This window comes from Bacillus sp. 22190, from assembly GCF_052045575.1.
GTDB lineage: Bacteria > Bacillota > Bacilli > Bacillales > Bacillaceae > Bacillus > Bacillus altitudinis.
Map to the genome: position 1 here is coordinate 256996 of NZ_JBQEPF010000001.1, position 25389 is coordinate 282384.

Genomic DNA, 25389 nt, shown 5'->3' on the forward strand with positions numbered 1-25389 from the left:
AAGTGGCTCCTCCTTTTAAAAGATGACACCGGCATGAAGAATGCAGTTTGCGTATGGGGTGGCTTCACCCGTTCGAATCACTGCTTTTGCCTGTTTGGTCATGTCTTTAAATGTCTCGTGATCGACTTCATCTAACGGATGTGAGAACGCTTTCTTTAGAAATAAATGATCTCTCTTATTGGCTTCTTTGATTTCACTGGCGATCGTGATGTGTTCAACGGCCATTTCCTCAAGAAGAAGGGAAGTAACCTCCTGAAAGGATGGTGTGCCGATGGATAATGCAAGGTCGATCTTGACCGGGCCTTCTGGAATGGGCAGGCCGCAGTCTGCGATGACAATCGTATCTGTATGACCAAGATCAGCAAGCACCTTGGCGATATGACTATTTAAAATACCATTTTTCTTCATTTCTTATTCTCCAATTCTTCTCTTGCTGGCATGCCGCCTTGGGCACCAAATTTTGTGACTGAGATAGATGCGGCTAAGTTAGCAAAGGCAAGTGCGTCGTATAGGGATTTTCCTTCTGTTAGTGCTACAGCTAAAGCGCCGTTAAAAGTATCGCCAGCGCCTGTAGTGTCGACGGCTTTCACAGGATAGCCCGGTACCAACACTTCTTTTGATCCGTCAAAGTATCGAACACCACTTTTTCCTTCTGTAATGAGTAATTTGTTTGGATATTGGCGCAAAGCCTCTGCTATGGTGAGTCCATCAAACATAAGAGCTGCTTCGTGTTCGTTTGGCGTGATATAGGCAGCTTGATCTAATATTTGCTGAGAGACTTTGCGAGCTGGTGCGGGATTTAAGATGACTGGAATCCCTTTTTCGCTGCAAATGGCGCAGACGGCTTCGACTGTTTCTTCAGGAATTTCCTGCTGGATGAGGACGATTCCGATATTTTCAATAGAAGAAAGAGCATCTTTTACATAATGAGGTGTTACCTCATTGTTTGCTCCTTTGACGACAACAATGCTGTTATCTCCTTCAGCTAAAATGATATGAGCTGTTCCGCTTTCCATTTCGGTAACCGGTTTCATATAGGTGGTGCGAACACCTTGTGCTTGCAAATTGCTCATAATGTCCTGACCATACGCGTCATCACCAACTCGGCCGATCATATATACATCTGCACCGAGCCTTGCGCTTGCTACTGCTTGATTGGCTCCTTTTCCCCCAGGAACCGTTTTAAATGATTCGCCTAGGACGGTTTCTCCGGCACTAGGACGCTTATTCGATGTGACAACTAGATCCATGGAACAACTTCCTACGACAACTATTTGACTCATTGTGAATCCACCTTTCTTGTGGTCTTTCTTGTGGTCTCTCGTTCAATAAAAGAGACGGGCATTTGAATAACTGCTTGATCTATTGGCTGTTTTTGAATGGCTTTAATGATCAGCTTTGCGGCTTCTTTCCCCATATCATAGGCAGGCTGCCGGATCGTTGATAAAGAAGGGAAGAGCAGTTCACTTTGCGGAATATCATCAAATCCAATGATTTGGACGTCTTCTGGAATGGCTTTTCCAATACGAAGCGCTTCGTGTACGACGGCTGCTGCGACGATGTCATTGCTGGCAATGATGCCATCTGTTTCAGGGTACAGCTTGAAAAGAGCCTTGGCGCTTTTTCGGGCTTCCTGAAAAGAAAAAGAAGCGTTAGACATCACATGAAAGTTAGCACCTTCTTCAGTCAGAACATCAAGTGCGCCTTTGAATCTTTGCCGCGCCGTTTGAAGATGAGCGGGCCCTTTTAGCAATGTGATTTGCTGACTGCCGCGTTTGATTAATTCCATTGCAGCCATTTTCCCACCTGCCGTAGCATCTGCAAACACAGAAGGTGCATTTGGAACGGTACGATCTAAGAAGACAACAGGCAGTTCATCATCATTGTATAAATCCGATTCAGGTTCGTTTGTGACAGCGATGACACCGACCACCTGGTTTTGCTTAAAGGTTTGTAAATAGGCCATTTCCTTCTCCCGATCTTCATCACTGTTTCCGAATAATAAACGAAAACCGTTTGCATGAATCTCATCCTCAACGCCTCTAGCCAGCTGAGGGAAGAAGGGGTTTGTGATATCAGGTAAGATGAGACCAACTAATCTTGATTCTCTTTTAAAAAGGGATCGTGCCACTTCATTGGGGAAGTAGTTGAGCTCCTGCATCGCTTGTGTCACACGGGTTTTCGTATCAATATGGACGTATCCAGTATCATTGAGCACGCGTGAAACAGTTGCAACAGACACTTGAGCAGCTTTTGCAACATCTTTAATTGTAGCCAATGGAGTGCCTCCCTTCTTTGATGTGTAACCGTTTACACAGATAGATTATCACGAAAGCATTGAAAAAACAATCTTAAAAAAATAAAAAAAGAAAAGAAAGAGGACGTCTTCCTTTTCTTAACTAATAATGCCTGTTTGAGTAATGTTCACTTTGATTTTTGGAATGATCTTCACTTTTGGATAATCGGTGACCCAATTCATTTTCATATACTCATCATAATGTCTGACTCTGTATTTTCTGCCGAGGCTTAGCACATCGGAATTCGCATCTTGCAGGGCAGCGATAATTTTTTCTGCTTCTTTTGTCAAAATGACTGATAGCTTTTTGTTGAGCATTTCAATTTTTTTGTCAGTATCAAGGTTATCTTTTGGGTACTCAATGACAGAAGTATTAAATTCAAATTTGAGTGAGTATGTTAAGTTTCGATGATCAGGATTTAGAATCTCGATGTCTCTCTTTACATCAGTGACTTGAATCGTAATGTAATTGTTTTCTTTTGACTTCATGTCGCTTCTCACTTTTTTTGTGAAGTTGGCATACTTGCCCATTTTTCCGTCCATGATGGTGAGCAAGATCGCATCTTGACCGTACAACTCGCCTTTCTTTTTCTCATTATCAAATAGGGCAACACCTTTTACACTGATTAATTTCTTCGATTGATCAAAATGGATTAAGGGCAATGTGAAGTCCTCTCCAGTTTGGAGCATTTTAGATCGAATACTTTGAATGTTTTTAGGTGCTACTTGGGATGAGCGTGATGCGGTTGTGATCAAGTTATTTAAATAGTCACTCACAATGAGCTTTTCCTTCAGTAGCGAGTTAATCACTTCTTCACAAGTTCCCCCTTGAACAACGGCAAGATTTGCGAGGAGGGGGCTTTTCGGATCACGATAAAACATATCTAAATAGGGCAGAAGACGATTTTGGGCAAATTCATCACCGATCAGCATCACCCGCATTTTCGACATGTCTATTTTTTGATCCACTATCCGGCTGAAGTTGGTTCTTGCTTTTCTTAAAGTAGGTGCTTCCGTTGTGAGAAGAGTGGTTAAAAAGCTGCCAGTATTTCCTTGCTCCATACTTTGAGACTGCTGCACCTTTCGATAAGTAATCGAGTACTTCGCATTGTCATCTTCTCCTTGATCAACAGCAGAGGTTAAAACAAGAGAGATATTCTTTAATAGGTTCTGATCCCAGCAGCCAGGCATGAATATGAGAGACACACACATGAGCAACGTCAGTATGTACTTATGACGCATGTGATTTCACCTTCCCTTTGCGATGTTTGATAAAGATGATAATGGCCATAAAGATTGGGAGTGTGTAAATAAATGAATATTGAGCGATGGTGGTAAAATCATTAAAACGCTGAATTCTAAAATTATCGGTTGCAAGGTAACAGCTAGCCGCATAGATCAAAATGGCAAAATAAAAGACGTATTTTTTGTGGTCTTTTTTCTTGAGAATACTTGCTACGCCATTTGCACAAAAGTAAAGATAATTACTGAGTGTGGCTAAAATGACAAATACCCAGAAACTAAGAAAAATTAAATCCGTCCGCTCAATCACACCGAACGAAATGGTTTTTAATAGATAAAGAACTGGGTTGGGAATGATATTGAGCTCAATCGGACTGAAGAACATAAAACAAATCAATGTAATAAATAGGTAGTAAAGCGCCGTGCATATATTGGCAATGGTCATGACTTTATATCGTTCCTTAATGGTTCCTTTCATCAATGGAGAGATAATGAGGATCATCTCGAACCCATTCATAGATAGAACGACGTCTTTTAATCCAAGTGAAACTTGAGAAAGATCCACTTGGAAAAAAGGCATGAGGTAGTCGATATTGGTTCCTTTTAATGAATAGAGCATTAAGAGAGACAGCATGAGCAAAAAGGGCGTCAAAACGAAGTTAAACCTGACAATGGCCGTAATTTGCTCCTTTGCAATGTAAATGATGGAGATCATCAGTAACAGATTAATGACCCAATTTGGTGTGAGCGGCAGTACCCAAATGCCAAGAATTCTTGTGAAAATGGATAAAACAACAATGCAGACGGAGGCGAAGTATAACGTATATAGTGCCACCAAAGTCCGGCCGATCCATTTTCCGAACACTTCAATTAAGGCTTGGAAAAATGATATATCAGGATACTTCTGAATGATGTAAATAAAAATGGTGTTAATGATTTGAATGAAAAAACAGGCTAAGATAATCGCCATCCACCCATCGTGTCCCATGTCTTTCATCAGCAAATGAGGCAGGGCTAGAATACCGACACCAATTTGAGATTGAATGATAAAAAAGACAGCTTGAGGTGGAGATATTTTATTTTTCATCTTTATTTTTCCATCCTCTCAAATTTTCAATTTGCTCTTTCTTTTTTGGATTTAAGTAAACAGGGCGCTTTTTGTACATCCACATCGGTAATCGAATCACAGTATCTTTTAAGTCCTGCCAGTTAAATGGAGCCACTGGTGATAAGTACGGGACACCTAGTGATTCGAGGCGGCATAAATTCATCAATACGATCGACAGGCCGAATGAAATGCCAATAAACCCAAACATCGATGCCATAAACATGAGAGGGAAACGAAGCATACGAATGGTGGACGTCATTTCAAAGGATGGGAGGACAAAGGATGCAACAGCTGTCACGGCAACAACAATGACAAGGACATTCGAAATGAGTCCAGCTTTTACCACAGCGTCTCCAATCACCAAACCGCCTACAATCCCAATCGTCTGACCAATTGGCTTTGGCAGTCGCACCCCTGCTTCTCGTATGAGCTCAATCGTAATCTCCATCAGCATTGCTTCAATTAACGGCGGAAAAGGAATGCCGATAATGGAATTTTTCATCGTAATCGCTAATTCATCCGGGACTACCTCATAATGAAAGCCGATGACTGCAATATAAAAAGAAGGCAAAATCACAGCGATGATACAGGCAATATAACGAAGAATACGAATAAATGTAGCCGGAATCCAGCGGCTATTATAGTCATCTGGTGATTGAAAGAAGCTAAAGAACGTAATAGGCAAAATGATAGCCATTGGGCTGCCATCCATTAAGACGACAATTCTTCCTTCAAGAATGGCAGATCTCACTTTGTCAGGTCGTTCTGTGTCAATAAGCTGCGGGAAGATGGAATACGAATCATCTTCAATCGCCTCTACAATAGAACCGGGGCTAAGCAGCGTGTCTACTTTAATAGAAGAAATTCGTTTGTTAACCTCATCTATCTTTTCTTGATTGGCAATATCAGAAATATAAACCGTTGCAACCTTTGTTTCGGATTTTGTACCGACCTTATGATACTGGATTGCAAGTTTTCGATCATTTAAGTGTGAACGCAGCAAATATAAATTGGTATCTAAACTCTCAACAAACCCATCATGTGCGCCTGCAATAATACTTTCAGAAGAAGGTTCAGAAATGGAACGCAGCGGCGGCTGCCCAACAGCAAATATTTTGATCTGTGCGGATTTTTCATCAAGGAAGGCAATACTTCCGGCAATAATGCTGTCGACAATCAGCGTCAAGTCACCTGTTTCGAGTGAACTAAGAGATTTTGTATAGTTCTGCTCTCCAGGAGGACCGAGCAAGTTGCCGATAATGAAGTCGTTTAATTTGCTTTCATCGACTCTAGTTTTAATAAAAAACAGCACTGATTTCGTTTCATTCACCATCAATTCCCGGTATTCAAAATCAGCGCTTTGTTGAAATGCTTTGTTCAGAATCCGAATCTTTTCCTCAAAACCGCCTGATAAAAAGTGTAAGCGTGTTTGCTCATTCGTATTTGGCATCTTTAGCCTCCTCTCACAGATTTTTTAACCATAGTGTAAGCCGAGAAGATGATTTTATGCGTCATCTTTGGGGAAAGCATGACACGAACCGACAACTTTCAACTAAAATCACATTAAAAATGTTAAGAAATGATGAATCTTGATAAAAAGAAATGAATAATGTTTCATTGTTTAGGTCATAAGGAGTGAATATCGTAAAGAGAGGCTATAACAAAATGATTAATATTTGACATCTTATCCCAATTTTTTGTGACCTGAAAATAAGCAGATGACTTGATTTTTTGACAGGTGACCTTTGTCATAGGTCAACACATAGCGTTCTGACCGATGAGGATGACTTTCTAACCTGTTCATTTAAAAATATAAAATATTCTAAAACACGCACTATTCATTTAAAGCACTGATATGACTGATTTCATAGAGATGAAAGGACTTTAAAACATTGATTCAAAATACATCTTAATAATTGTCGAAAAATTTAGGGAGAAAAGGACAAAAGATTTTTCACTGTTTGATGGTAACGCTTTCTCTTGTTTGAAGCAGAAATTCAGTCGTCATTTTGTCCGTCTTTTGGCCTTTTCATTTGAGCATGAGGTAGGCAAATACGCCTTCTGATTAGAGGAATTTGGCATACGAGGAAGTGAAAGATTATGTTACATAATACCGATTGTGATTTTATGCTGAACCTATATACTGTTGATTGAATTTACATATCACACTCATAAAAAAAGGAGATGTAGATAAGCGATGTGGTTAATCGTTATAGCCTGTGTCATCATGTTAGGGATTGGCTTTATTGAAAAGAAGCGTCATCAGAAAAATATCGATGCCCTGCCGGTACGCGTCAATATTAATGGTATACGCGGAAAGTCTACCGTTACAAGATTGACAACCGGTATCTTAATGGAGGCAGGTTATAAAACTGTCGGCAAAACAACAGGAACGGATGCAAGAATGATTTATTGGGATACGCCAGAAGAGAAACCGATTAAAAGGAAACCGCAAGGACCAAATATCGGAGAGCAGAAAGAAGTTATGAGAGAAACAGTTGAAAGAGGAGCAAATGCCATCGTCAGTGAATGTATGGCGGTGAATCCAGATTACCAAATTATCTTTCAGGAAGAGCTGCTTCAAGCGAATATTGGCGTGATCGTAAACGTTCTTGAAGATCATATGGATGTGATGGGGCCAACTCTTGATGAAATAGCTGAAGCCTTTACAGCGACAATTCCTTACAATGGGCACTTGGTTATTACGGATAGTGAATATACAGATTTCTTTAAAGAGATTGCGAAAAAACGCAATACTGAAGTGATTGTTGCAGATAATTCCAAGATTACCGATGAGTATTTACGGAAATTTGAGTATATGGTGTTCCCGGATAATGCTTCACTTGCACTTGGTGTCGCACAAGCATTGGGAATTGATGAAGATACGGCATTTAGAGGCATGTTAAATGCGCCGCCTGATCCAGGAGCGATGAGAATTCTTCCATTAATGGACGCAAAAACACCTGGACATTTTGTAAATGGATTTGCGGCTAATGACGCAGCATCTACATTGAACATTTGGAAGCGTGTGAAGGAAATTGGGTATCCAACAGATGAACCGATTATTATCATGAACTGTCGTGCGGATCGTGTAGATAGAACGATCCAGTTTGCGGAGGATGTACTTCCTTATATTGAAGCAAGTGATCTTGTCTTAATTGGTGAAACGACAGATCCAATTGTGAAGGCATTTGAGGATGGAAAAATTCCGGCTGACCACTTACACAACCTTGAATATCAATCTACAGAACAAATTATGAACATGCTTGAGAAAAAGCTTCATAATCGAGTGGTTTATGGAGTCGGCAATATTCACGGCGCCGCTGAACCTTTAATCGAAAAAATTCAAGAATACAAAATTAAGCAGCTTGTCAGCTAGGAGGAAATATAGAAAATGTTCGGATCAGATCTTTATATCTCGTTAATTTTAGGTGTTCTACTCAGTTTAATTTTTGCAGAAAAAACAGGAATCGTACCAGCTGGGTTGGTTGTTCCAGGTTATCTGGCGCTCGTCTTTAACCAGCCAGTCTTCATTTTAGTTGTTTTATCTGTCAGCTTGCTGACATATGTGATCGTTCGTTTTGGTCTATCGAAATTTATGATTTTGTACGGACGCAGAAAGTTTGCGGCGATGCTGATTACAGGAATTGCCCTAAAGCTCATATTTGATTTCTTCTATCCAGTGGTTCCGTTTGAAATAGCAGAATTCCGCGGAATCGGAATCATCGTGCCTGGATTGATTGCGAATACGATTCAAAAGCAAGGTCTTACGATTACCCTTGGAAGCACATTACTTCTAAGTGGTGCAACATTTGCCATCATGTATGTTTACTATCTATTTTAAGATAAGGTGTGTCCAATGATGAATAAAAAATTGAGCTTTCAGGAAAAGCTGCTGAAAATCACAAAGAACCAAAAGAAAAAGACGAATAAACACGTACTGATTGCTTTACCGATTGTCATTGCTTGTACATTTCTATTTACATTTATCGGGAAAGCACAAGTACCAACTGTAGAAAAGAATCCAGAAAACATCCTGACCGCTTCGTTTGTCGGAGATATTATGTTTGGAAGAAATGTAGAGAAAGTAACAGACCGCTATGGAAAGCAGCATCTGTTCCGCTATGCGAAGCCGTATTTTGATGTATCAGATTATGTAACTGGGAATTTTGAGCATCCAGTGGCTTCAGATAAGGAACAGGCAGCACAAAAGAATATTCATTTGAAAACAGATGAAGATTCTGTACAAGCGTTAAAGGATTTGAATTTCTCTGTACTAAACTTTGCGAATAACCATGCAGCAGACTACGGTGAAAAAGGCTTAAATAACACGATTGATGCCTTTGAAAAAGCTGACATGGATTATACAGGGGCTGGGCGCAACGTCAATGATGCGAAGCAGAACATTTCATACAAAGAAGTGAATGGCGTTAAAATCGCTACCCTTGGTTTTACAGATGTATATGGAAAAGATTTTAAAGCAACAAATCGAAAGGCAGGTATTCTGCCAGCTGATCCATCTATCTTTATTCCGATGATTTCACAAGCTGCTGAAAAGGCAGATATCGTTGTTGTTCATGCGCACTGGGGACAGGAATATAACAATGAAGTAAACGACAGACAAAGAGAGCTGGCAAGAGCGATGTCAAAGGCTGGTGCTGATATCATTATCGGTGCACACCCGCACGTTCTTGAGCCGATGGAAGTCTATAACGGAACAGCGATTTTCTATAGCTTGGGGAACTTTATTTTTGACCAAGGTTGGTCAAGAACACGTGATTCTGCTATTGTTCAGTATCATCTGAATGAAGATGGAAAAGCGACATTTGAAGTGGTTCCAATGTACATCAAAGAAGCGACACCTGCTCCAGTCAAAGCAGGATCTCTTGAATCAAAATCGATTATCCGTATGCTGACAAATGGCACGAATGCGGATTGGAAAGAAAAAGACGGACATATTTTCTTTGAAGTCGATCATTCTGATAAAGTTCAAACATTAAAAGAAAACGAAGGGAAGGATAAAAAATGAAATTCCTTAAAGCAAGCTGGCCGTTTGTTGCGTTAATTTTAGTCTTTGTCTTTATGTCTGCTTTTAAATTTAGTGACAGCCTCACAGATCATGAGAAACAAAAGATCTCGGTTGAAATGCAGAAAATTGAACAGCAAAAGCAGTCAAAAGCGGAAGCGAGTAAATAAAGAAATGATGATGAAAAGAGCACGCGAGGCGTGCTCTTTTTTGACGGAAAAAGGTGTAAAATGAAAGGGGTCATGTCGAAACTATAAAAGAAAGGAGGAAGAGAGGATGAAATGGAAAGGAATACTGCTTGGAGGATGTGCCATTGTAGGACTCATGTTTATGTCCCAAACAGAGGTGTCTGCTCAAACAACATCTCCTTTAAAACAAGCGGAAACGCTGATAGGCACGCCTTATCATAAAGGAGGAATCAATCCGAAAACGGGCTTTGATGCGTCTGGCTTTATACAATATGTATATAAAACAACCGGTGCATTTGATTTGCCGCGAAAGGTGATTGATCAATACCAAATCGGTGAAAGCGTATCATGGGAAAAAGCGAAGCCCGGAGACCTTGTCTATTTTCGCAGTCTTGAAGAAACAAAAGACATCCCAACACATGTTGCTTTGTACGCTGGAAATGATCAGGTGATCCACATCACACTCAGTCAAGGGGTGGTGAAAACAGATGTCAGCAAAAGTAAATATTGGACCGATCGGTTCTATGCGGTCAAACGGCTGCCTGTCTCCCAAGAGATGTCGGATGATCAACTGGTGAAAGATGCGATGAAATATTTAGGAATCCCTTATGTATTCGGGGCATCAGATCCAAAAGTAGGATTCGATTGTTCAGGTTTTTTACAATATTTATTTGAAAAATCACTTGGGATTTATTTGCCAAGAAGTGCTGAGCAGCAATGGATGGTTGGAGAGAAAGTGGCACGAGACGATATTCGCCCTGGAGATTTTGTTTTTTTTAGCAACACGTATAAAAAAGGAATTTCACATGTAGGCATGTACATCGGAGGAGACCGCTTTATTCATGCGAGCCGTTCGGAAAGTGTGACGATTTCTTATTTGTCTGAATCGTATTGGCGTGAGAAATGGACAGGTGCGAAACGATTAACTGAGCTGAAACTAGCGAAAGAAGACCCAGTCGTATCAAAAGCCGCTACGTATATTGGAGAAGTACCCTATGTAAAAGGTGGTGCGAGCCCAAAGCAAGGCTTTGATACAGCAGGATTCACGCAGTATATCTATCAAGAAGTGCTTGGAATGGAGATGCCTCGCTATGCGCCGGGACAAGTTAAAGCAGGTACACCTGTGAAACGATCGGAACTAAAGCCAGGAGATCTTGTCTTTTTTAAAGGGACTTCGTTGATGCCAGCCATTTATGCTGGTTCAAATCAAGTCATTCATGTGACGGTTTCAAATGGCGTTGTCATTACCAATATGAAAACAAGTACGTATTGGAAGGATAAATATGAGACGGCTGTTAGAATTAAAAAATAAAGAAAAAGCCCGATCGATGCTCAGATCGGACTTCTCGACTTCTCACTAGGCGCTGATCAGACAAGCGTCTTTTTTTCTTGAAATTGATTCTGCAAAAGCAGATCAATAAAATAGGCGACGCCATCTTCATGGTTGCCTTTTGTGATATAGGTGCTTTTTTCTTTAATGACATCCACCGCATTCCCCATCGCTATCCTGTGTCCTGCTTCATCGAACATGGATAGATCATTAGGGCTATCACCGATCGCATAAATATTGGATCGGTCTACGCCATAATGGGCTGCAAGTTTCTTGAGGGCATGTCCTTTGCCTGACTCTTTTGGCAATACCTCAATGATATGTTCTCCAGATGAGGTCAATGAGAGCTCAGGCATCTTAGAAAGAAGATCTCGTGCTTCTTGCAGCTTATTCATATCAAATGAGAAGCATAGTAATTTATAAGTTGGTTCATTCGACTCAAAAATTTGACGGATGTCATCGACAGGTTTGATGCCAAACTGTTTAAATTGAGTCATCGCCCCTGCCCATAAATCAGCTACATCCTCGTTAGGATTGGCGCTTTTGATCATATCAAATTCAGCTTTGAGCTTATCTTTTCCATCAAATGGGGAAAGGAGGGCATCGTCTGTATAGACCTCGAAATAAATGTTCCGTTCCACTAATTCCTTTGCAGCACGTCTACCAGCTTCTTGATCAAGGGTGATTCTGCTGAAGAGCTTGTACCCTTCTGTATGGACAGTTCCTCCGTTTGCCGCAATGATGGGAATATCCAAATCCTCGAGAAGCTCTTTTACATCAAAAGTCGCGCGCCCTGTACAAATGGTCACAATATATCCAGCTTCCTTCGCACGAATCAATGCCTGCCGGTTTTGAGCGGATATTTCACTTTTCGTATTTAAGAGTGTACCGTCTAAATCAATCGCAATCATTTTTTTCATTGCTGTTATATCCTCCTTCATTCATGCAATAGCCTCTTCAAAGTATGTACGATTTCCTTCATTCTCATGAAAGAGTCGGATCGTGGATTCCTCTCTTTAAGGCTAAACAAAAATGGTCAATTGATCAAGGATATAAGAAAAAGCGCCCAAAAGGACGCTTTTAGCGTGTAGACAAACCCTCGCATTCTTTGTCAGTCCTGCGCTCCGGTGCTCACGAATATCAAATTCGCTCTGCTCCGGTGCTCGTTCTTCCTAGACTGCAAAGGTTTTCTATCACGCTGAAAAGAAGAAAAAGGGCAAACACCTTTTTCAACACATAAAAAGCGCCCAAAAGGACGCTTTCTGTGTTTATGATAATTCAAGCTGTTTCTTCAATTCCGTTTTGACTTCGTTCAGTTGGTTTTGATCCAATTGGTAATAATAAACGCCATTTGGCTGGTAATCAGATCCTTTTAGTTGAATCGTATCAACAGATTTCAATGAAGTGAGTAGTGGGAAAAGACCGACTAGTTCTTTCATTGACAGGTTAGTTGAGACGTTATCGCCTAGAGTATCTATGATATTGTCATAAGACGGAATAGATGTTACTGATTTTGATTTATCGAAAATGGCTTTTAATACTTCCATTTGACGCTGTCCACGCATGAGATCACTGTCTGCTTTTCTTGTTCTCACATAAGCGAGAGCTTGATTACCATCTAGTGTGTGAGTGCCCGTTTGCAGCTGAACTTTGCCCTTTGTATCTTTGAGAATCTGTTTCACAACATATTCATCTTTAATGTTAACGGAAACACCGTTTAATTCGTTCACAATTTCCTTAAACGCTTTGAAATTACTTTCAATCACAAAGTCGACAGGGATATCTAGTAAATTCTCAACTGTACTCACCGTGAGGTCTGCATCACCAAATGCGTGTGCATGTGTGATTTTGTCATAACCATGACCTGGAATATTAACATATGAGTCCCTTGGAATACTTAATAATTTCACGGTTTTATTCGTACGATTTACTGTCGCTAATACCATTGCATCGCTTCGTGCTTGTTTGACGGTTTCGCCTGGTCTGCTGTCAATGCCAAGTAGCAAGACAGAAAAGCTGTCTTTCCCAGGATCAAATGCTTCAATCCGTTTGACAGATTGTGCACCGCGGTCTAGAGAGACTTGTGCTTTTTTAGCAGCTGTTGTCACTTTATAGTAGGCATAGCCGGTGACAGAAGCGGTTGTCAGTAAAAGAATACCAAAAATAAAAAGAGTGACTTTCACCCATGGTTTTAAACGCTTTTTGCCTTTGCGTTTACTTCTTGTTTGATCCATATATTTAAACCCTCGCTATGATTTTATAGTAAAGATGTCCTTCTTCCTGCTTACAAACTAAAACAAATATACCTTAAAACGGGATATAGTGCGACATTTTTTTCACTAACGCTTAATTGACGTTTCCTTATCTAAAAAAGTTTCAATGATACGCAAATGAAATATATTTGTCATAAAACATCGAAATGTTTGAAATGACAGGAAGTGAGGAAAATGATTTTTCATAGAGAAACATCCAGTCATTACATAGATAAAAGAGGGGTTATGATCATGAAAAATCGGAATGGGTGGCTTTATTTCTTCGGCGCACTTGGCGGCGCCTTATATGGTTACGATACAGGTGTCATTTCTGGCGCTATCTTATTTATGAAAGAGGATTTAGGTTTAAATGCATTTACAGAGGGACTTGTGGTCAGCTCGATTTTAATCGGGGCGATGCTCGGGTCTTCTCTTTCTGGAAAACTGACAGATCAATTCGGACGGAAAAAAGCGATTATCGCCGCAGCCATTTTATTTATTATCGGCGGATTTGGAACAGCCCTTGCACCGAATACGGAGGTCATGGTTTTATTCCGAATCGTGCTAGGACTTGCTGTCGGTTGCTCGACGACGATTGTTCCATTATATTTATCTGAACTTGCACCAAAGGAATCAAGAGGGGCACTTTCCTCATTAAACCAACTCATGATCACATTTGGTATTCTTCTTGCCTATATTGTGAACTACGTTTTAGCAGATGCAGAGGCATGGCGTCTGATGCTTGGAATTGCCGTTGTTCCTTCTGTGCTCTTGTTATGTGGTATTTTGTTTATGCCAGAAAGTCCTCGCTGGCTGTTTGTCCAAGGACAGGCGGACCGGGCGAAAGAAATATTGTCAAAACTTAGACAAAGCAAGCAAGAAGTTGAAGACGAAATTGCGGATATTCAAAAAGCAGAAAGTGAAGAAAAAGGCGGTCTTAAGGAATTACTCGAACCATGGGTGCGCCCCGCTTTAATTGCTGGTGTCGGTTTAGCCTTTTTACAGCAGTTTATTGGGACAAATACGATCATTTATTATGCACCAAAAACATTCACAAGTGTCGGCTTTGGCGATTCAGCAGCCATTTTAGGAACTGTAGGAATTGGTGCAGTCAATGTTGTCATGACGTTTGTTGCGATTAAAATCATTGATCGTGTCGGGCGGAAAGCGTTACTCCTATTTGGAAATGTAGGGATGGTTCTTAGTTTGATTGTTCTAGCAGTGGTCAATCGTTTTTTCGAGGGATCAACAGCTGCAGGGTGGACGACAATTATATGTTTAGGACTTTTCATCGTCATTTTTGCTGTCAGCTGGGGCCCGGTCGTATGGGTGATGCTGCCGGAGCTGTTCCCAGTACATGTCCGGGGAATCGGTACGGGGGTATCGACCTTCCTACTGCATACAGGGAATTTGATCATCTCGCTCACATTCCCAACCTTGTTAAGTGCAATTGGCATCAGTAACCTTTTCCTTATTTATGCAGCCATCGGCATAGGTGCCTTCTTATTTGTGAAATATTTAGTCACAGAAACGAAAGGGAAAAGTCTTGAAGAGATTGAAGAAGATTTAAAAAAGAGAAACCGTGCCGTCGTGAATGACGAAGGGGAAACGGTATGAAAAAAGACCAGCTGCATGAGGCAGCTGGTCTCAGCGTGTAGACAAACCCTCGCATTTCAGCCCTGTGTGTCGGTGCTCACGAATCTCTCATTCGCTCCGCTCCGATACTCGTCCTTCCTAGACTGCAAAGGTTTTCTATCACGCTGAAAAGAAGACAAAGGGCTAAAAAATTCATTTTAGCCCTTTGTTAAACAAACGTTTAATCAAGAAAGGACAATCACTCATCTTCTGAACGTGCTGCCTATGACATACATATGGAACAGGCGGGCGAAAGGTGGAAATGAGATGAAAGGAAAAACGAGCATTGTGATGCTGACGTACAATGAACTGCACCTAACGAAAAAATGTATCGACAGTATCAAGAAGCATACTCGGCGTGATGAATATGAACTCATTATCGTGGATAATGCTTCATCAGACGGAACAAAGGAATATGTGAGACAACTGGAAGATGTCGTGTTGATTGACAACGAGAAGAATCAAGGCTTTGCCAAGGGCTGTAACCAAGGGGCGAAAAAGGCAACAGGAGATAGTCTTCTTTTTTTAAATAACGACACGATTGTGACCGAAAACTGGCTTTTGCCTTTAAGAGAAGCCCTTTTTGCATCAGATCGTATTGGCATGGTAGGCCCTGTCTCCAATTATGTGAGTGGTCCTCAGCTCGTTCAGCCATCTTACACAGATGTGAAGGAGCTTCCTGCCTTTGCAAAGGCATATACGGCTTCGAGAAAAGGTCAAAGAACATATGTGCATAGACTTGTTGGTTTTTGTTTGCTGGTCAAAAGAGAGCTGATCGAGGATGTAGGGTTATTTGATGAGCGGTTTGTATTTGGATCATTTGAGGATGATGACCTTTGTCTGCGTTCGTTGCTGAAGGGATACCAGCTGCAAATCGTCCATGATTCATTTGTACATCATCACGGTCATGCCACATTCAATGCCAATGAAGAAACGAATATCTCTACATTGTTTGCGGAGAACAGGCTTCGATTTTTAGATAAATGGGGTATTGATTTAAACCTGATCTCCCCCCATCCATATTTTGCAGCACTGCTCCCTGAGGATGCCAGATGTGTGCTGGATGTTGGCTGCGGTGCTGGGGCGACAGGGCTTGAACTGATCAACCGGCAGTCCGCTGACATGTACGGAGTAGAGGCGGATGCATTAAAAGCAGAGATGGCAAAGGCGTATTACAAAGAAGTGATTGAGACAAAAGCGGATGAGTATCCTTGGTCAGAGAAAGAAGCTTTTTTTGATGCTGTGATCTTTTCTGATGTGTTAGAGCATGTGTCAGATCCATGGCAGATGATTGCTCAAGCGCATGCGTCTTTAAAACCAGGTGGCGTCATCATTTGCTGCTTACCTAATATGATGCATGCGGAAGTGCTGCTTCCTTTAATGGCAGGTGATTTTACGTATCAAGATGTGGGGATTTTAGATCGAACACATATGAGATTTTTCACACCAAACACAATGCGGGCGCTCTTTCCAGACCATTTATTTCATCGCGTGATTGAACAGCCGATCAATGTGCCAATTGATCAAAACGTTCAATTGTTTTTTGACGAAGTGGCGAGAGTAGGAGAGTCACTTGGCTTTCAAACAAAAGCATTATCTGATCAAGTGACGCTCTATCAGCTTTTGATCGTTGCACGTAAAAAAGGCGGTTCCCCCTCCGGGTAATCCGCCTCAGCGTGTAGGCAAACCCTCGCATTCTTTGTCAGTCCTGCGCGCCGGTGCTCGCGAATCCTTCATTCGCTCCGCTCCGGTACTCGTCCTTCCTAGACTGCAAAGGTTTTCTATCACGCTGAAAAGAAGACAAAGGGCTAAAACAAAGTTCATTTTAGCCCTTTGTCAACCATCTAAGGCGGATGACCGCCTTTTGTGCTACCATTTAAAGCTTTTCGTTGCGCCTTCTGCACCAAAGTTCAAAATGCTCACTTTGACGTCATATGCAATGTCTACTTCTTGAAATAGTGTATCCCATTCATTGCGGTGCTGATCCCAAAAGTCTGGATACTTGATGCGCACCTGTCGATTTAAAAGGATCGGGTCAACACCAACTTCTTTTTGCATGTGGTGGACAGCTTTTTGAATGCGCTCTTTGATTTTGCGTTCAAAAATGCGCTCAAATCGTTTGATGTATTGCTCATCGTATGAGTTTTCAGGGGGATATTGATCTTCTGATAGTTTCCCGTTTGTTTGTACACTAATTTTAAAGGAAATCTTTCCGTTCTTCAGATAGGGTTCAATCTTGGACTTTGCTTTCTTGATTTCATACGTAATCGGAAAGCCTTTGTAGGTGGCGGGTACGACTCCGCCTGAGATGCGATTCATGACCCAGTTTAAAGATTGGACATCTTTTGCTGGAATGAACCCTATCAGCTTTCGTGTTTTTCCATGGATAATGCCTGCACCATCATAGGTGAGTTCTCCGTTTACGACATCCACACTTTGGACAAGAAAGCTTGTACCCATCTGAAAGTAATCGGACGCTCGGCCAATACGTGTTGGCAGTAAAATCTTCCCGTTAAAGCTCCGGTTTTTTGATGTTTCAAAAATATGCTCAACTGGCACCTTTTGTTGTGATTTTAATTTTTGATTGATGACTTTTGATGCCTCATGGCGTGACACTAAGAGGTAGCTGCTTCTTCGAACCTCATCATCTCGTATAAAGTGGTTGAGTGTTCCTTGAATATCATGATGCTCGGCTTGATTTTTGCCAAACAAAAAGATTTTGAGGTGATCACTGTAAATCGGCGGGTCCTTCAAAGCGACATTGCTGACTGCTTCCAGTACATTTTTCCCCTTTGAGACGACATTCACATAGCCAGGGGAATCTGCTTCTTGTGTTCCGCCCATTTTAGGGACAAGGTTTTGATAGGTGAGTTTGACTCCGTTATCATCTTCCTCGTCAATGCCAACACCGCGCACAAACGATAATTTCTCAATATCTTTTAAGTCCCAGCAACCTGTCGATAAAAGCAAAAGACAGCAAGACAAAAAGATGAGCCATAAACGCCGTCCTTTCATGCAGATCGACCTCCCCATTTTTTACGTATCATGAGCAGAATAGCTGTTATAAAAGGAATCGCTAAAACAGCGAATAATGCATAGCCGAGTAAAGTCGAGTAGTAAAAGACTTCATTGATATTTCTCGGAAAAAGAGAGAGAGCTGAGGTCAGCAAAAACAGTAACCATAGCAGTCTCGTTAAATTGGTTGTCTTAAACACCGTTTGACAGCCTTTAATAGCAAATTGGAAAAAGCCAAGCATACAAATAAACTGCTGGCACGTCCAGATCGTCAGTAAGAAAATATCAAAGCGTTCAATGAAGACCCCTTCTAGTTCTAGCGCTTGAATGAGTGAGACAGTGGGCCAGGTGAGTGATTTCGTTTCTCCAACTGTCATGGAACCAATCACAATAAAGAGCGTGAGGGAGTAAATAAGTGTGGTGATCCCTACCCCGATCGCTGCGGCCCATTTCGCTTTTGACCATTTGTCTTTATAGACAAGCGGTACGACAAACAAAATGACTTCAAAGCCTGTAAATTGAATAAATGTTTGAGAGAACAAATTACTAAAATCTTTAAACCCGTGAGCCATTACCGGGCGTAAATAATCAAAATCAAATATTTTCAAACTAAACAGCATGAGCCCAATGTAAATGATCATGGTCATTGGATAAATGTATGTCACCATTTTTACTACTGGAAAAATTCCGCTTTTTAAATGATAGGTGGCCACCAGTAAAAAAATCATCACAATCACGGTCATCGGGGTCGATTGCAGCAGGAAAAATTGAACCACTTCCCCCAGTACACGCGCCTCAAAACCAACAATGGCTAGTAAATAACCGATCAGCATTAGGTTAAAAATCGTGCCAAAGAAGGCACCGGCTCCTTTTGTATTCGATTCAAAAATGGTATCCGGTGCATTCTTCTCCGCAATCCAACCTAGCAAAAAAGCAACGAAAGCAAAGATGACTCCCTGTATTAATACAATGATCCAGCCATCAGGGAATCCTGAATTGGCAGAACTGCGAGGAATGGTTAAAATTCCAGCGCCTATCATTGTAGAACTGCACAGAATGGTGACTTGTAACAATGATAGCTTCTCAGCTCTGTACATCGTTTACTCTCCTTGTCTTTTGAGATTTTTTGTCTTGGCTGTTTTCGGTCTCGATTTAAATAGCCCTATTGGTAAACGAACGTACGTATCTTTTAAATCTGAAAACGGTGAAGACAAAACAGGTGTGAAATAGTCAAAACCAAAGGTCTTGAGCTGCATCAAGTGACAAAGTACAAATAAATAACACATGATGAGGCCGTATAATCCAAACATGGCTGAACTGAAGATCGCCATAAACCGCAGGATGCGTAAGGGAAAGCTGAAATCATATGATGGAGCAGTAAAATCGGCTAGTGCCGTCAGAGACACAATAATGACCATTAAAGCACTGACGATATTGGCTTGGACAGCCGCCTGTCCAATAATGACGCCGCCAATCAGTCCAATCGTCTGCCCAATCGCCCTAGGAAGACGAAGTCCAGCTTCCCGTAGCAGTTCAATCGTAAACGACATCAAAATGGCTTCCACTACAGGAGGAAAGGGCACATTTTGCCGGCTGCCTGCGATGGTCAGTGCCATTCGTGTTGGTAATAAACCAGGATGATAGGAAACAAGGGCGATATAGAGTCCCGGTAAAAAGATCGTCAAAAGCACGGCAATATAACGGAGCAAACGCAAAAGAGTCGCACTTGTCCATCTTTGATAATAATCCTCCGGTGATTGCATCAAGGCAGTAAGAGTCATCGGCATAATGAGGGCAAAGGGCGTCCCATCGAGCAAAATAGACACCTTTCCTTCGAGCACAGAGGCAATCACCCGATCAGGACGTTCTGTATTTTGAATCTGCGGAAAAATAGAGACATGACTGTCTTCAATCAACTGTTCAATATAGCCGGACTCAGGAATATCATCCATTTTGATTTGCTTCATACGAGAGAATACATCATCTACTAGTTTGGGGTCTGCGATATCACGAACATACACAAGAGCAGCAGATTTCTTGTTGCGAGTTCCTATGTTTACCTTTTGAATGACAAGGTTCGGGTCGTTTGCTCTTTCACGAAGCAATGCCGTGTTTTTTTCAAGATTTTCAATAAATCCAATCCGGGGTCCTCTTACAAGGACTTCTGATTGCGGCTCCTCTACTTCTCTAAATTGAAAAAGATTCGTATGGAGCGCAAGCGCTTGTGTGGCTCTATCCACAAATAAAATAGCCCTGCCGCTGTATAACTGCTCGATGGCAAGGTTCATATCTTCCAGCACATCATTTTGAATGCCAAAGAACGTTTTAGAAAGGGAAGAAAGTGTGGTGTGGTCGACCTCGGTGATGGTCAGTTCCTTTTGCATAGGTGAAATGATTTGTTTGGAAAGCATCTCAAATTCTGTGAGTCCTTCAACGTACACGAGACATGCAGAGACAGCGGAAGGACCAAATGAAAACGAGTGGAACACGATATCATCACTTTTGCCGGCAAAGCTTTTGACACGCTGAATGACGGACTCTATATCTTGTTCAATACGACTTTTCATAATACCTCACCCTCATGTCTTTTTTTATAGAGTGACTCGGAAGGAGAAGAATTATGCAAATAGAAAAAAGAGAATCCCTTAAAATAGGAATTCTCTTCACATGTTTATCTCGCCAGCCAGCCGCCATCTACGGCTAAAATATGACCGTTCATATAATCAGAGGCAGGGGAGCTGAGAAAGACGGCAGCACCTGCTAGATCTTCAGGCCGTCCCCAGCGTCCAGCGGGGATTCGTTTCAGAATCTCTTCATTCCGGTTCGCATCGTCACGAATGGCTTGCGTGTTATTGGTTGCAATATAACCAGGTGCGATCGCATTGACCTGAATATGCTGACTTGCCCATTCATTTGCAAAAGCTTTCGTCAAACCTGCGACAGCATGCTTACTTGCTGTATAAGCGGGAACAAAGACACCGCCTTGAAATGATAGAAGGGAAGCGATATTGACAATTTTCCCTTGCCCTTTTTTCAGCATCTGCTGTCCGACCTTTTGCGTGAGGAAAAAGAGACTGTTGATATTCACATCCATCACAGTATGCCAGTTTTCCTCTGAATATTGAGCGGCCTCTTCTCTTTTAATGGTCCCAGCATTATTAATCAAAATATCAATTGAATGCTGCTTTAAAAGGGCATCAACATCCCGCTTTGCGGACTTAGGATCTGAAAAGTCTACTTGAATCGCATGAAATGATCTGCCGGTCTGTTCGACAAGTTCTTTTGTTTCATCAAGCGGCGTATGGTGGTAGGTGCCGATGATATCTGCACCTGAACGGGCAAGCGCTACGGCAATCCCTTGCCCAATTCCAGTTCCAGGACCTGTGACAAGAGCTGTTTTGCCTTCGAGGGAAAAGAGGGACGCTACATATGATGTCGACGTCATCTCATTACCTCAGCTGGTCCATCGGGACAAAGTCCATATCTTTAAACGTATAGTTTTCTCCCGCCATTGCCCAAATAAATGAATAATTTGCTGTACCTGAGCCTGAATGAATGGACCAGGCAGGTGAGATGACGGCTTCTTCATTTGCCACAACGAGATGTCTCGTTTCAGATGGCTCCCCCATAAAATGAAAGACACGTGCGTCTTCCTCTATATCAAGATATAAGTACACTTCCATCCGCCGGTCATGTATATGAGCAGGCATCGTGTTCCATGTGTTATTGGTTTCAAGCTGAGTGATGCCCATCATAAGCTGGCAGCTTTGGATGCCGTCTGCATGAATGACCTGATACAGATTCCGTACGTTCGAGGCGGATGCTTCCCCTAAATGATTCGGTGTTAATTCAGCGATCGCAGCCTTTTGTGTCGGATACGCTCTATGAGCGGTGGCTGACACAAGATAAAATTTGGCCTGCTCACCTGATGAACTAGCAAACTGTACATGTTCGTGTCCAAGTCCAATATATAAGAAATCTTTATGCTCCAGCATAAATGACTCACCATCGACTGTAACCGTACCTTGGCCGCCGACATTTACAATGCCAATTTCCCGTCTTTCAAGAAAATATTCTGTACGTAAAAAGTCGCCGGCATCTAGCTTGATCGGTTCTGATGTCGGCATAACACCGCCAATCACCACACGGTCCTCATGCGAATAATACAGCTTCAATTCACCACTGACAAAAAGTGTCGGAATATGAAAATGACGACGAAGTTCCTCTGTTGTAAAACGCTTGACCTGCTCAGGATGTACAGCATAACGATTTTCCATTTGAGATAAGCCTCCCTTTCCATCTGAAACATATGATTATTTTATTTGGTATCGGTTTCAAGGAAAATTCTAGAGGAAAAAGAGAGCGGCGTCAACCGTTAATTTGTAATCGCTTTCTTTATTTGTATAAAAGCTTTTTTTCTTCATGTTCATGAAAAAAATCTTCTGATACAGCTCAACTTGTGGTATGCTTTTTTTAAGTTTATTTGAAATCGGTTTCGAAACAAATGAGAAGATCGATCTTGGGAGTTTTTTGTATGAAAGAGAAAAAGCAAACGAAAGTCACCATTAACGAAGTTGCAGCATATGCAGGTGTCTCAAAATCAACGGTATCCAGATACATCAATGGCAGAACAAATGAGATTTCTCCTGAAAAGGTAAAAAAGATAAAAAAAGCCATTGAGGAGCTCCATTATCGTCCGAGTCAGCTTGCCCAAGGATTGAAAGTAAGAAAGAGCAAGGTCATTGGTTTTATTGTGGCTGATATTACGAACCCGTTCTCTGTTGCGACACTTCGTGGTGTGGAAGAGATTTGTGATGAATATGGATACAGCATCATGGTATGCAACACAGATAATCGTCCAGAAAAAGAACGAGAAATGCTACTGAAGCTGCATGCGCATTATATTGAAGGGCTGATCATCAATACGACCGGTCAAAACAATGACATTTTGCAAGACTTTAAGCAAAACGGTGTACCGATTGTTCTTGTTGACCGTAAGTTACCTGAACTCAAGGTCGATACCGTCACAACGAATAACCGTGACATCACGGCTCGTCTACTTCATCAAATGGTTGAAAAAGGCTACGAACATATCGCTTTCTTTACTGAGCCTGTCGATGGGATTAGTCCTCGTGAAGAACGAAAAGAAGCCTATGAACAGACGGCCATGAGTCAACATAAGAAACCTATGATTGCAGAAATCAATTTGAAGCAAAAGGAACAAATGCGAGATGAGATTTGTCGTTTTTTACAATCAAACCATCAGAAAAAAGCGATTTTAGCAGGCAATGGATTACTCATGCTGAAGCTCATCAGTGAACTCGTCGATCTTGGGGTGAAGATACCTGAGGAGATAGGCATTGCCGGATTTGATGATACAGAATGGTATAAGCTGATCGGGCCAGGCATCACTACGGTGGCGCAGCCATCTCATGAGATGGGGAGAGCGGCGATGCAAAAAATCAAGACGCGTCTTGAAGGGGATAAGAGTGCACCCCAGACCATTCAACTTGATGGAGAAATCATTGTGAGAAAATCTTTATAAACGTCAGGCAGAGAAGAGTATACATACGTGCATGCTCTCTCTTTTTCAACTATTTTGAAACCGGTACCAAGAAAGGGGAGAAATGAGTGAAAGCATTGGATGTGATCACATTTGGGGAATCAATGGCGATGTTTTATGCAAAAGAAATTGGCGAGCTTCACCAAGTGCATACGTTTCAAAAAGCACTTGCTGGTGCAGAGAGTAATGTTGCGGTCGGCTTGGCAAGATTAGGCTTTAGCGTAGGCTGGATGAGCAAGGTCGGGGCGGACTCACTTGGTACATTTATTTTAGAAGAGCTTCAAAAAGAAGGGGTCGATACTGAGGCAGTGCTCCGTTCAAATGATGGGGCCAAAACAGGGATATTGCTTAAATCAAAAGTCATCGATGGGGACCCTGATGTGACGTACTACCGAAAAGGCTCTGCTGCGAGCACATTGAACGCAAGCGATTTCCCGTCCACTTATTTTCAGCAGGCAGGACATCTTCATATGACCGGAATCCCGCCTGCTGTGTCTAGTGAAATGAGAGCGTTTTCTTTTCATGCCCTTAAAGAAATGAAAGAAGCAGGAAAAACCATTTCCTTTGACCCGAACCTTAGACTTCAACTATGGGAAGAGGAAGAAGACATGATTCATACGGTGAATCAGATGGCTGCTCAAGTAGATTGGTTTTTCCCAGGGCTTGCAGAAGGTCAAAGACTCACAGGATGTCATGAGCCGGAAGCGATTGCGGATGTTTATTTACAAAAAGGTGTCAAGCTTGTGGTCATTAAACTGGGAGCGGAAGGAGCCTATTTCAAAAGTGCATCGGGCCAAGGTGTAGTGGATGGTTTTCATGTATCTCATGTCGTGGATACAGTCGGAGCTGGTGATGGATTTGCAGTGGGAGTGATGAGCGGTCTGCTGGACGGATTATCATATGAAAAATCGGTGACAAGAGGCAATGCCATTGGAGCACTTGCAGTCATGTCCCCAGGAGATCACGAGGGACTGCCGACTCGGGAAGAGCTTCAGGCATTTATAAAAGAAGCCAAACGATATCAAAGGCGACACGATATGAAGGGAGATGAGAGGTATGGGAAAGTCAGCAAGTATGAGCGTTAAAGAGAAGCTCGCAGCTTGTAAACTCATTGCGGTGGTCAGAGCAGGTAGTGAAGCAGAGGGGATAGAGATGATTGGTCGTTTAAAGAAAAAAGGGGTGCGGGCCATCGAAGTGACATATACCACGCCCAATGCAGAGCGGATCATTGCATCTTACCAGCATGACCACGACTTGATTGTCGGAGCCGGAACGATTACAACGCTTGAGCAGGCACAATCAGCCATTGAAGCCGGCTCTCAATTTATCGTCAGCCCGGGATATCTTCCTGTCATCGGAGAGCACCTATCTTTTCACGATACACTTTACGTTCCAGGTGTTTTGACCCCGAGTGAAATTATGCAGGCAAAAGCAAATGGATACAGCGTGTTAAAGCTTTTTCCGAGCGGCTCTTTCGGTTTGTCTTATATGAAAAATTTGCAAGGCCCGTTTCCAGAGATTGAGTTCATCCCAACAGGAGGCATTCATCCAGTCGATGTGCCAAAGTGGCTTGAAGCAGGAGCCGTGGCAGTAGGTGTCGGCAGCCAGCTTGAAAGCAGTACAGCAGAAGAATTACAGGCTGTTCTTTCTTCCACCATCATGTAGTTCACATAAACAACCGGCGGATGACTGCCGGTTGTTTGTTCGTTTATCTGACATAAAAGATGGGAAGGC

23 protein-coding genes are annotated in these 25389 nt (G+C 42.0%); 10 read left to right on the plus strand and 13 right to left on the minus strand.

Going from position 1 to position 25389, the window contains the following annotated elements; translation table 11 throughout:
- Positions 1–15: 15 nt before the first annotated feature.
- The 6 genes from rbsD to ACTJKA_RS01400 form a co-directional block, all read right to left on the minus strand.
- Positions 16–408, minus strand: coding sequence for a D-ribose pyranase (rbsD, locus tag ACTJKA_RS01375; protein ID WP_052320906.1), 393 nt, complete (start codon positions 406–408; stop codon positions 16–18).
- On the minus strand, positions 405–1283 hold the full coding sequence (gene rbsK / locus ACTJKA_RS01380) for a ribokinase (protein WP_129547925.1): 879 nt from the start codon (positions 1281–1283) through the stop codon (positions 405–407). Before rbsK ends, rbsD begins: the two co-directional genes overlap by 4 nt.
- Positions 1280–2278 (minus strand): LacI family DNA-binding transcriptional regulator, encoded by a 999-nt coding sequence (locus tag ACTJKA_RS01385; RefSeq protein ID WP_129547924.1) that lies wholly within the window; start codon positions 2276–2278, stop codon positions 1280–1282. Before ACTJKA_RS01385 ends, rbsK begins: the two co-directional genes overlap by 4 nt.
- Positions 2279–2395: 117 nt before the next feature.
- Positions 2396–3538: a Ger(x)C family spore germination protein gene (locus ACTJKA_RS01390; RefSeq protein ID WP_025208103.1), complete on the minus strand. Its 1143-nt coding sequence runs from the start codon at positions 3536–3538 to the stop codon at positions 2396–2398.
- Positions 3528–4625 carry a GerAB/ArcD/ProY family transporter gene (locus tag ACTJKA_RS01395; protein WP_440607585.1) on the minus strand — a complete coding sequence of 366 codons (1098 nt, stop codon included), beginning with the start codon at positions 4623–4625 and terminating at the stop codon, positions 3528–3530. The genes ACTJKA_RS01390 and ACTJKA_RS01395 overlap by 11 nt, the downstream gene beginning before the upstream one ends.
- Entirely contained in the window at positions 4615–6096 is a 1482-nt protein-coding gene (locus ACTJKA_RS01400) for a spore germination protein (RefSeq protein ID WP_046526701.1), read from the minus strand. The genes ACTJKA_RS01395 and ACTJKA_RS01400 overlap by 11 nt, the downstream gene beginning before the upstream one ends.
- Before the next feature lie 747 nt (positions 6097–6843).
- On the opposite strand from ACTJKA_RS01400, the gene pgsB reads away from it, so the two are divergent.
- The 5 genes from pgsB to ACTJKA_RS01425 all read left to right on the plus strand — a co-directional run bounded on the left by pgsB (position 6844) and on the right by ACTJKA_RS01425 (position 11172).
- Positions 6844–8025, plus strand: coding sequence for a poly-gamma-glutamate synthase PgsB (gene pgsB / locus ACTJKA_RS01405; RefSeq protein WP_007497522.1), 1182 nt, complete (start codon positions 6844–6846; stop codon positions 8023–8025).
- A 15-nt stretch (positions 8026–8040) separates the two neighbouring features.
- Positions 8041–8490: a poly-gamma-glutamate biosynthesis protein PgsC gene (pgsC, locus tag ACTJKA_RS01410; protein ID WP_007497520.1), complete on the plus strand. Its 450-nt coding sequence runs from the start codon at positions 8041–8043 to the stop codon at positions 8488–8490.
- 18 nt (positions 8491–8508) lie between these two features.
- Positions 8509–9675 (plus strand): CapA family protein, encoded by a 1167-nt coding sequence (locus tag ACTJKA_RS01415; RefSeq protein ID WP_017360004.1) that lies wholly within the window; start codon positions 8509–8511, stop codon positions 9673–9675.
- Complete coding sequence (locus ACTJKA_RS01420; protein WP_008343253.1) at positions 9672–9842, plus strand: hypothetical protein; 171 nt, start codon at positions 9672–9674, stop codon at positions 9840–9842. Before ACTJKA_RS01415 ends, ACTJKA_RS01420 begins: the two co-directional genes overlap by 4 nt.
- Before the next feature lie 106 nt (positions 9843–9948).
- Complete coding sequence (locus tag ACTJKA_RS01425; RefSeq protein ID WP_017360003.1) at positions 9949–11172, plus strand: C40 family peptidase; 1224 nt, start codon at positions 9949–9951, stop codon at positions 11170–11172.
- Positions 11173–11228: 56 nt separating this feature from the next.
- Here ACTJKA_RS01425 and ACTJKA_RS01430 read toward each other — a convergent pair whose 3' ends face one another.
- Together ACTJKA_RS01430 and ACTJKA_RS01435 are read right to left on the minus strand one after the other, a co-directional pair.
- Positions 11229–12110, minus strand: coding sequence for a Cof-type HAD-IIB family hydrolase (locus ACTJKA_RS01430; RefSeq protein ID WP_265153825.1), 882 nt, complete (start codon positions 12108–12110; stop codon positions 11229–11231).
- A gap of 348 nt (positions 12111–12458) precedes the next feature.
- Positions 12459–13424 carry an LCP family protein gene (locus tag ACTJKA_RS01435; RefSeq protein ID WP_035389731.1) on the minus strand — a complete coding sequence of 322 codons (966 nt, stop codon included), beginning with the start codon at positions 13422–13424 and terminating at the stop codon, positions 12459–12461.
- A 270-nt stretch (positions 13425–13694) separates the two neighbouring features.
- On the opposite strand from ACTJKA_RS01435, the gene ACTJKA_RS01440 reads away from it, so the two are divergent.
- Positions 13695–15059: a sugar porter family MFS transporter gene (locus ACTJKA_RS01440; RefSeq protein WP_089374136.1), complete on the plus strand. Its 1365-nt coding sequence runs from the start codon at positions 13695–13697 to the stop codon at positions 15057–15059.
- Between the two features lie 285 nt (positions 15060–15344).
- Positions 15345–16742, plus strand: coding sequence for a glycosyltransferase (locus ACTJKA_RS01445; RefSeq protein ID WP_440607586.1), 1398 nt, complete (start codon positions 15345–15347; stop codon positions 16740–16742).
- A gap of 204 nt (positions 16743–16946) precedes the next feature.
- Here the strand turns inward: ACTJKA_RS01445 and ACTJKA_RS01450 are convergent, their stop codons facing one another.
- The 5 genes from ACTJKA_RS01450 to kduI all read right to left on the minus strand — a co-directional run bounded on the left by ACTJKA_RS01450 (position 16947) and on the right by kduI (position 22369).
- The gene (locus ACTJKA_RS01450) at positions 16947–18092 is read right to left on the minus strand and encodes a Ger(x)C family spore germination protein (protein WP_216099178.1); all 1146 of its coding nucleotides are present in this window, start codon (positions 18090–18092) and stop codon (positions 16947–16949) included.
- The gene (locus tag ACTJKA_RS01455; RefSeq protein ID WP_017368171.1) at positions 18089–19189 is read right to left on the minus strand and encodes a GerAB/ArcD/ProY family transporter; all 1101 of its coding nucleotides are present in this window, start codon (positions 19187–19189) and stop codon (positions 18089–18091) included. Before ACTJKA_RS01455 ends, ACTJKA_RS01450 begins: the two co-directional genes overlap by 4 nt.
- A gap of 3 nt (positions 19190–19192) precedes the next feature.
- Positions 19193–20659 (minus strand): spore germination protein, encoded by a 1467-nt coding sequence (locus ACTJKA_RS01460; RefSeq protein ID WP_035389723.1) that lies wholly within the window; start codon positions 20657–20659, stop codon positions 19193–19195.
- Positions 20660–20763: 104 nt separating this feature from the next.
- Positions 20764–21537 (minus strand): 2-dehydro-3-deoxy-D-gluconate 5-dehydrogenase KduD, encoded by a 774-nt coding sequence (gene kduD / locus ACTJKA_RS01465; protein ID WP_052320916.1) that lies wholly within the window; start codon positions 21535–21537, stop codon positions 20764–20766.
- Positions 21538–21541: 4 nt separating this feature from the next.
- On the minus strand, positions 21542–22369 hold the full coding sequence (gene kduI / locus ACTJKA_RS01470; protein WP_052320917.1) for a 5-dehydro-4-deoxy-D-glucuronate isomerase: 828 nt from the start codon (positions 22367–22369) through the stop codon (positions 21542–21544).
- Positions 22370–22626: 257 nt separating this feature from the next.
- On the opposite strand from kduI, the gene ACTJKA_RS01475 reads away from it, so the two are divergent.
- The 3 genes from ACTJKA_RS01475 (at position 22627) to ACTJKA_RS01485 (ending at position 25320) form a co-directional block, all read left to right on the plus strand.
- Entirely contained in the window at positions 22627–23637 is a 1011-nt protein-coding gene (locus tag ACTJKA_RS01475) for a LacI family DNA-binding transcriptional regulator (protein WP_216099177.1), read from the plus strand.
- A gap of 86 nt (positions 23638–23723) precedes the next feature.
- Positions 23724–24740 (plus strand): sugar kinase, encoded by a 1017-nt coding sequence (locus tag ACTJKA_RS01480; RefSeq protein WP_039963659.1) that lies wholly within the window; start codon positions 23724–23726, stop codon positions 24738–24740.
- Positions 24712–25320 (plus strand): bifunctional 4-hydroxy-2-oxoglutarate aldolase/2-dehydro-3-deoxy-phosphogluconate aldolase, encoded by a 609-nt coding sequence (locus ACTJKA_RS01485; protein WP_058213532.1) that lies wholly within the window; start codon positions 24712–24714, stop codon positions 25318–25320. Before ACTJKA_RS01480 ends, ACTJKA_RS01485 begins: the two co-directional genes overlap by 29 nt.
- Positions 25321–25389: the final 69 nt, after the last annotated feature.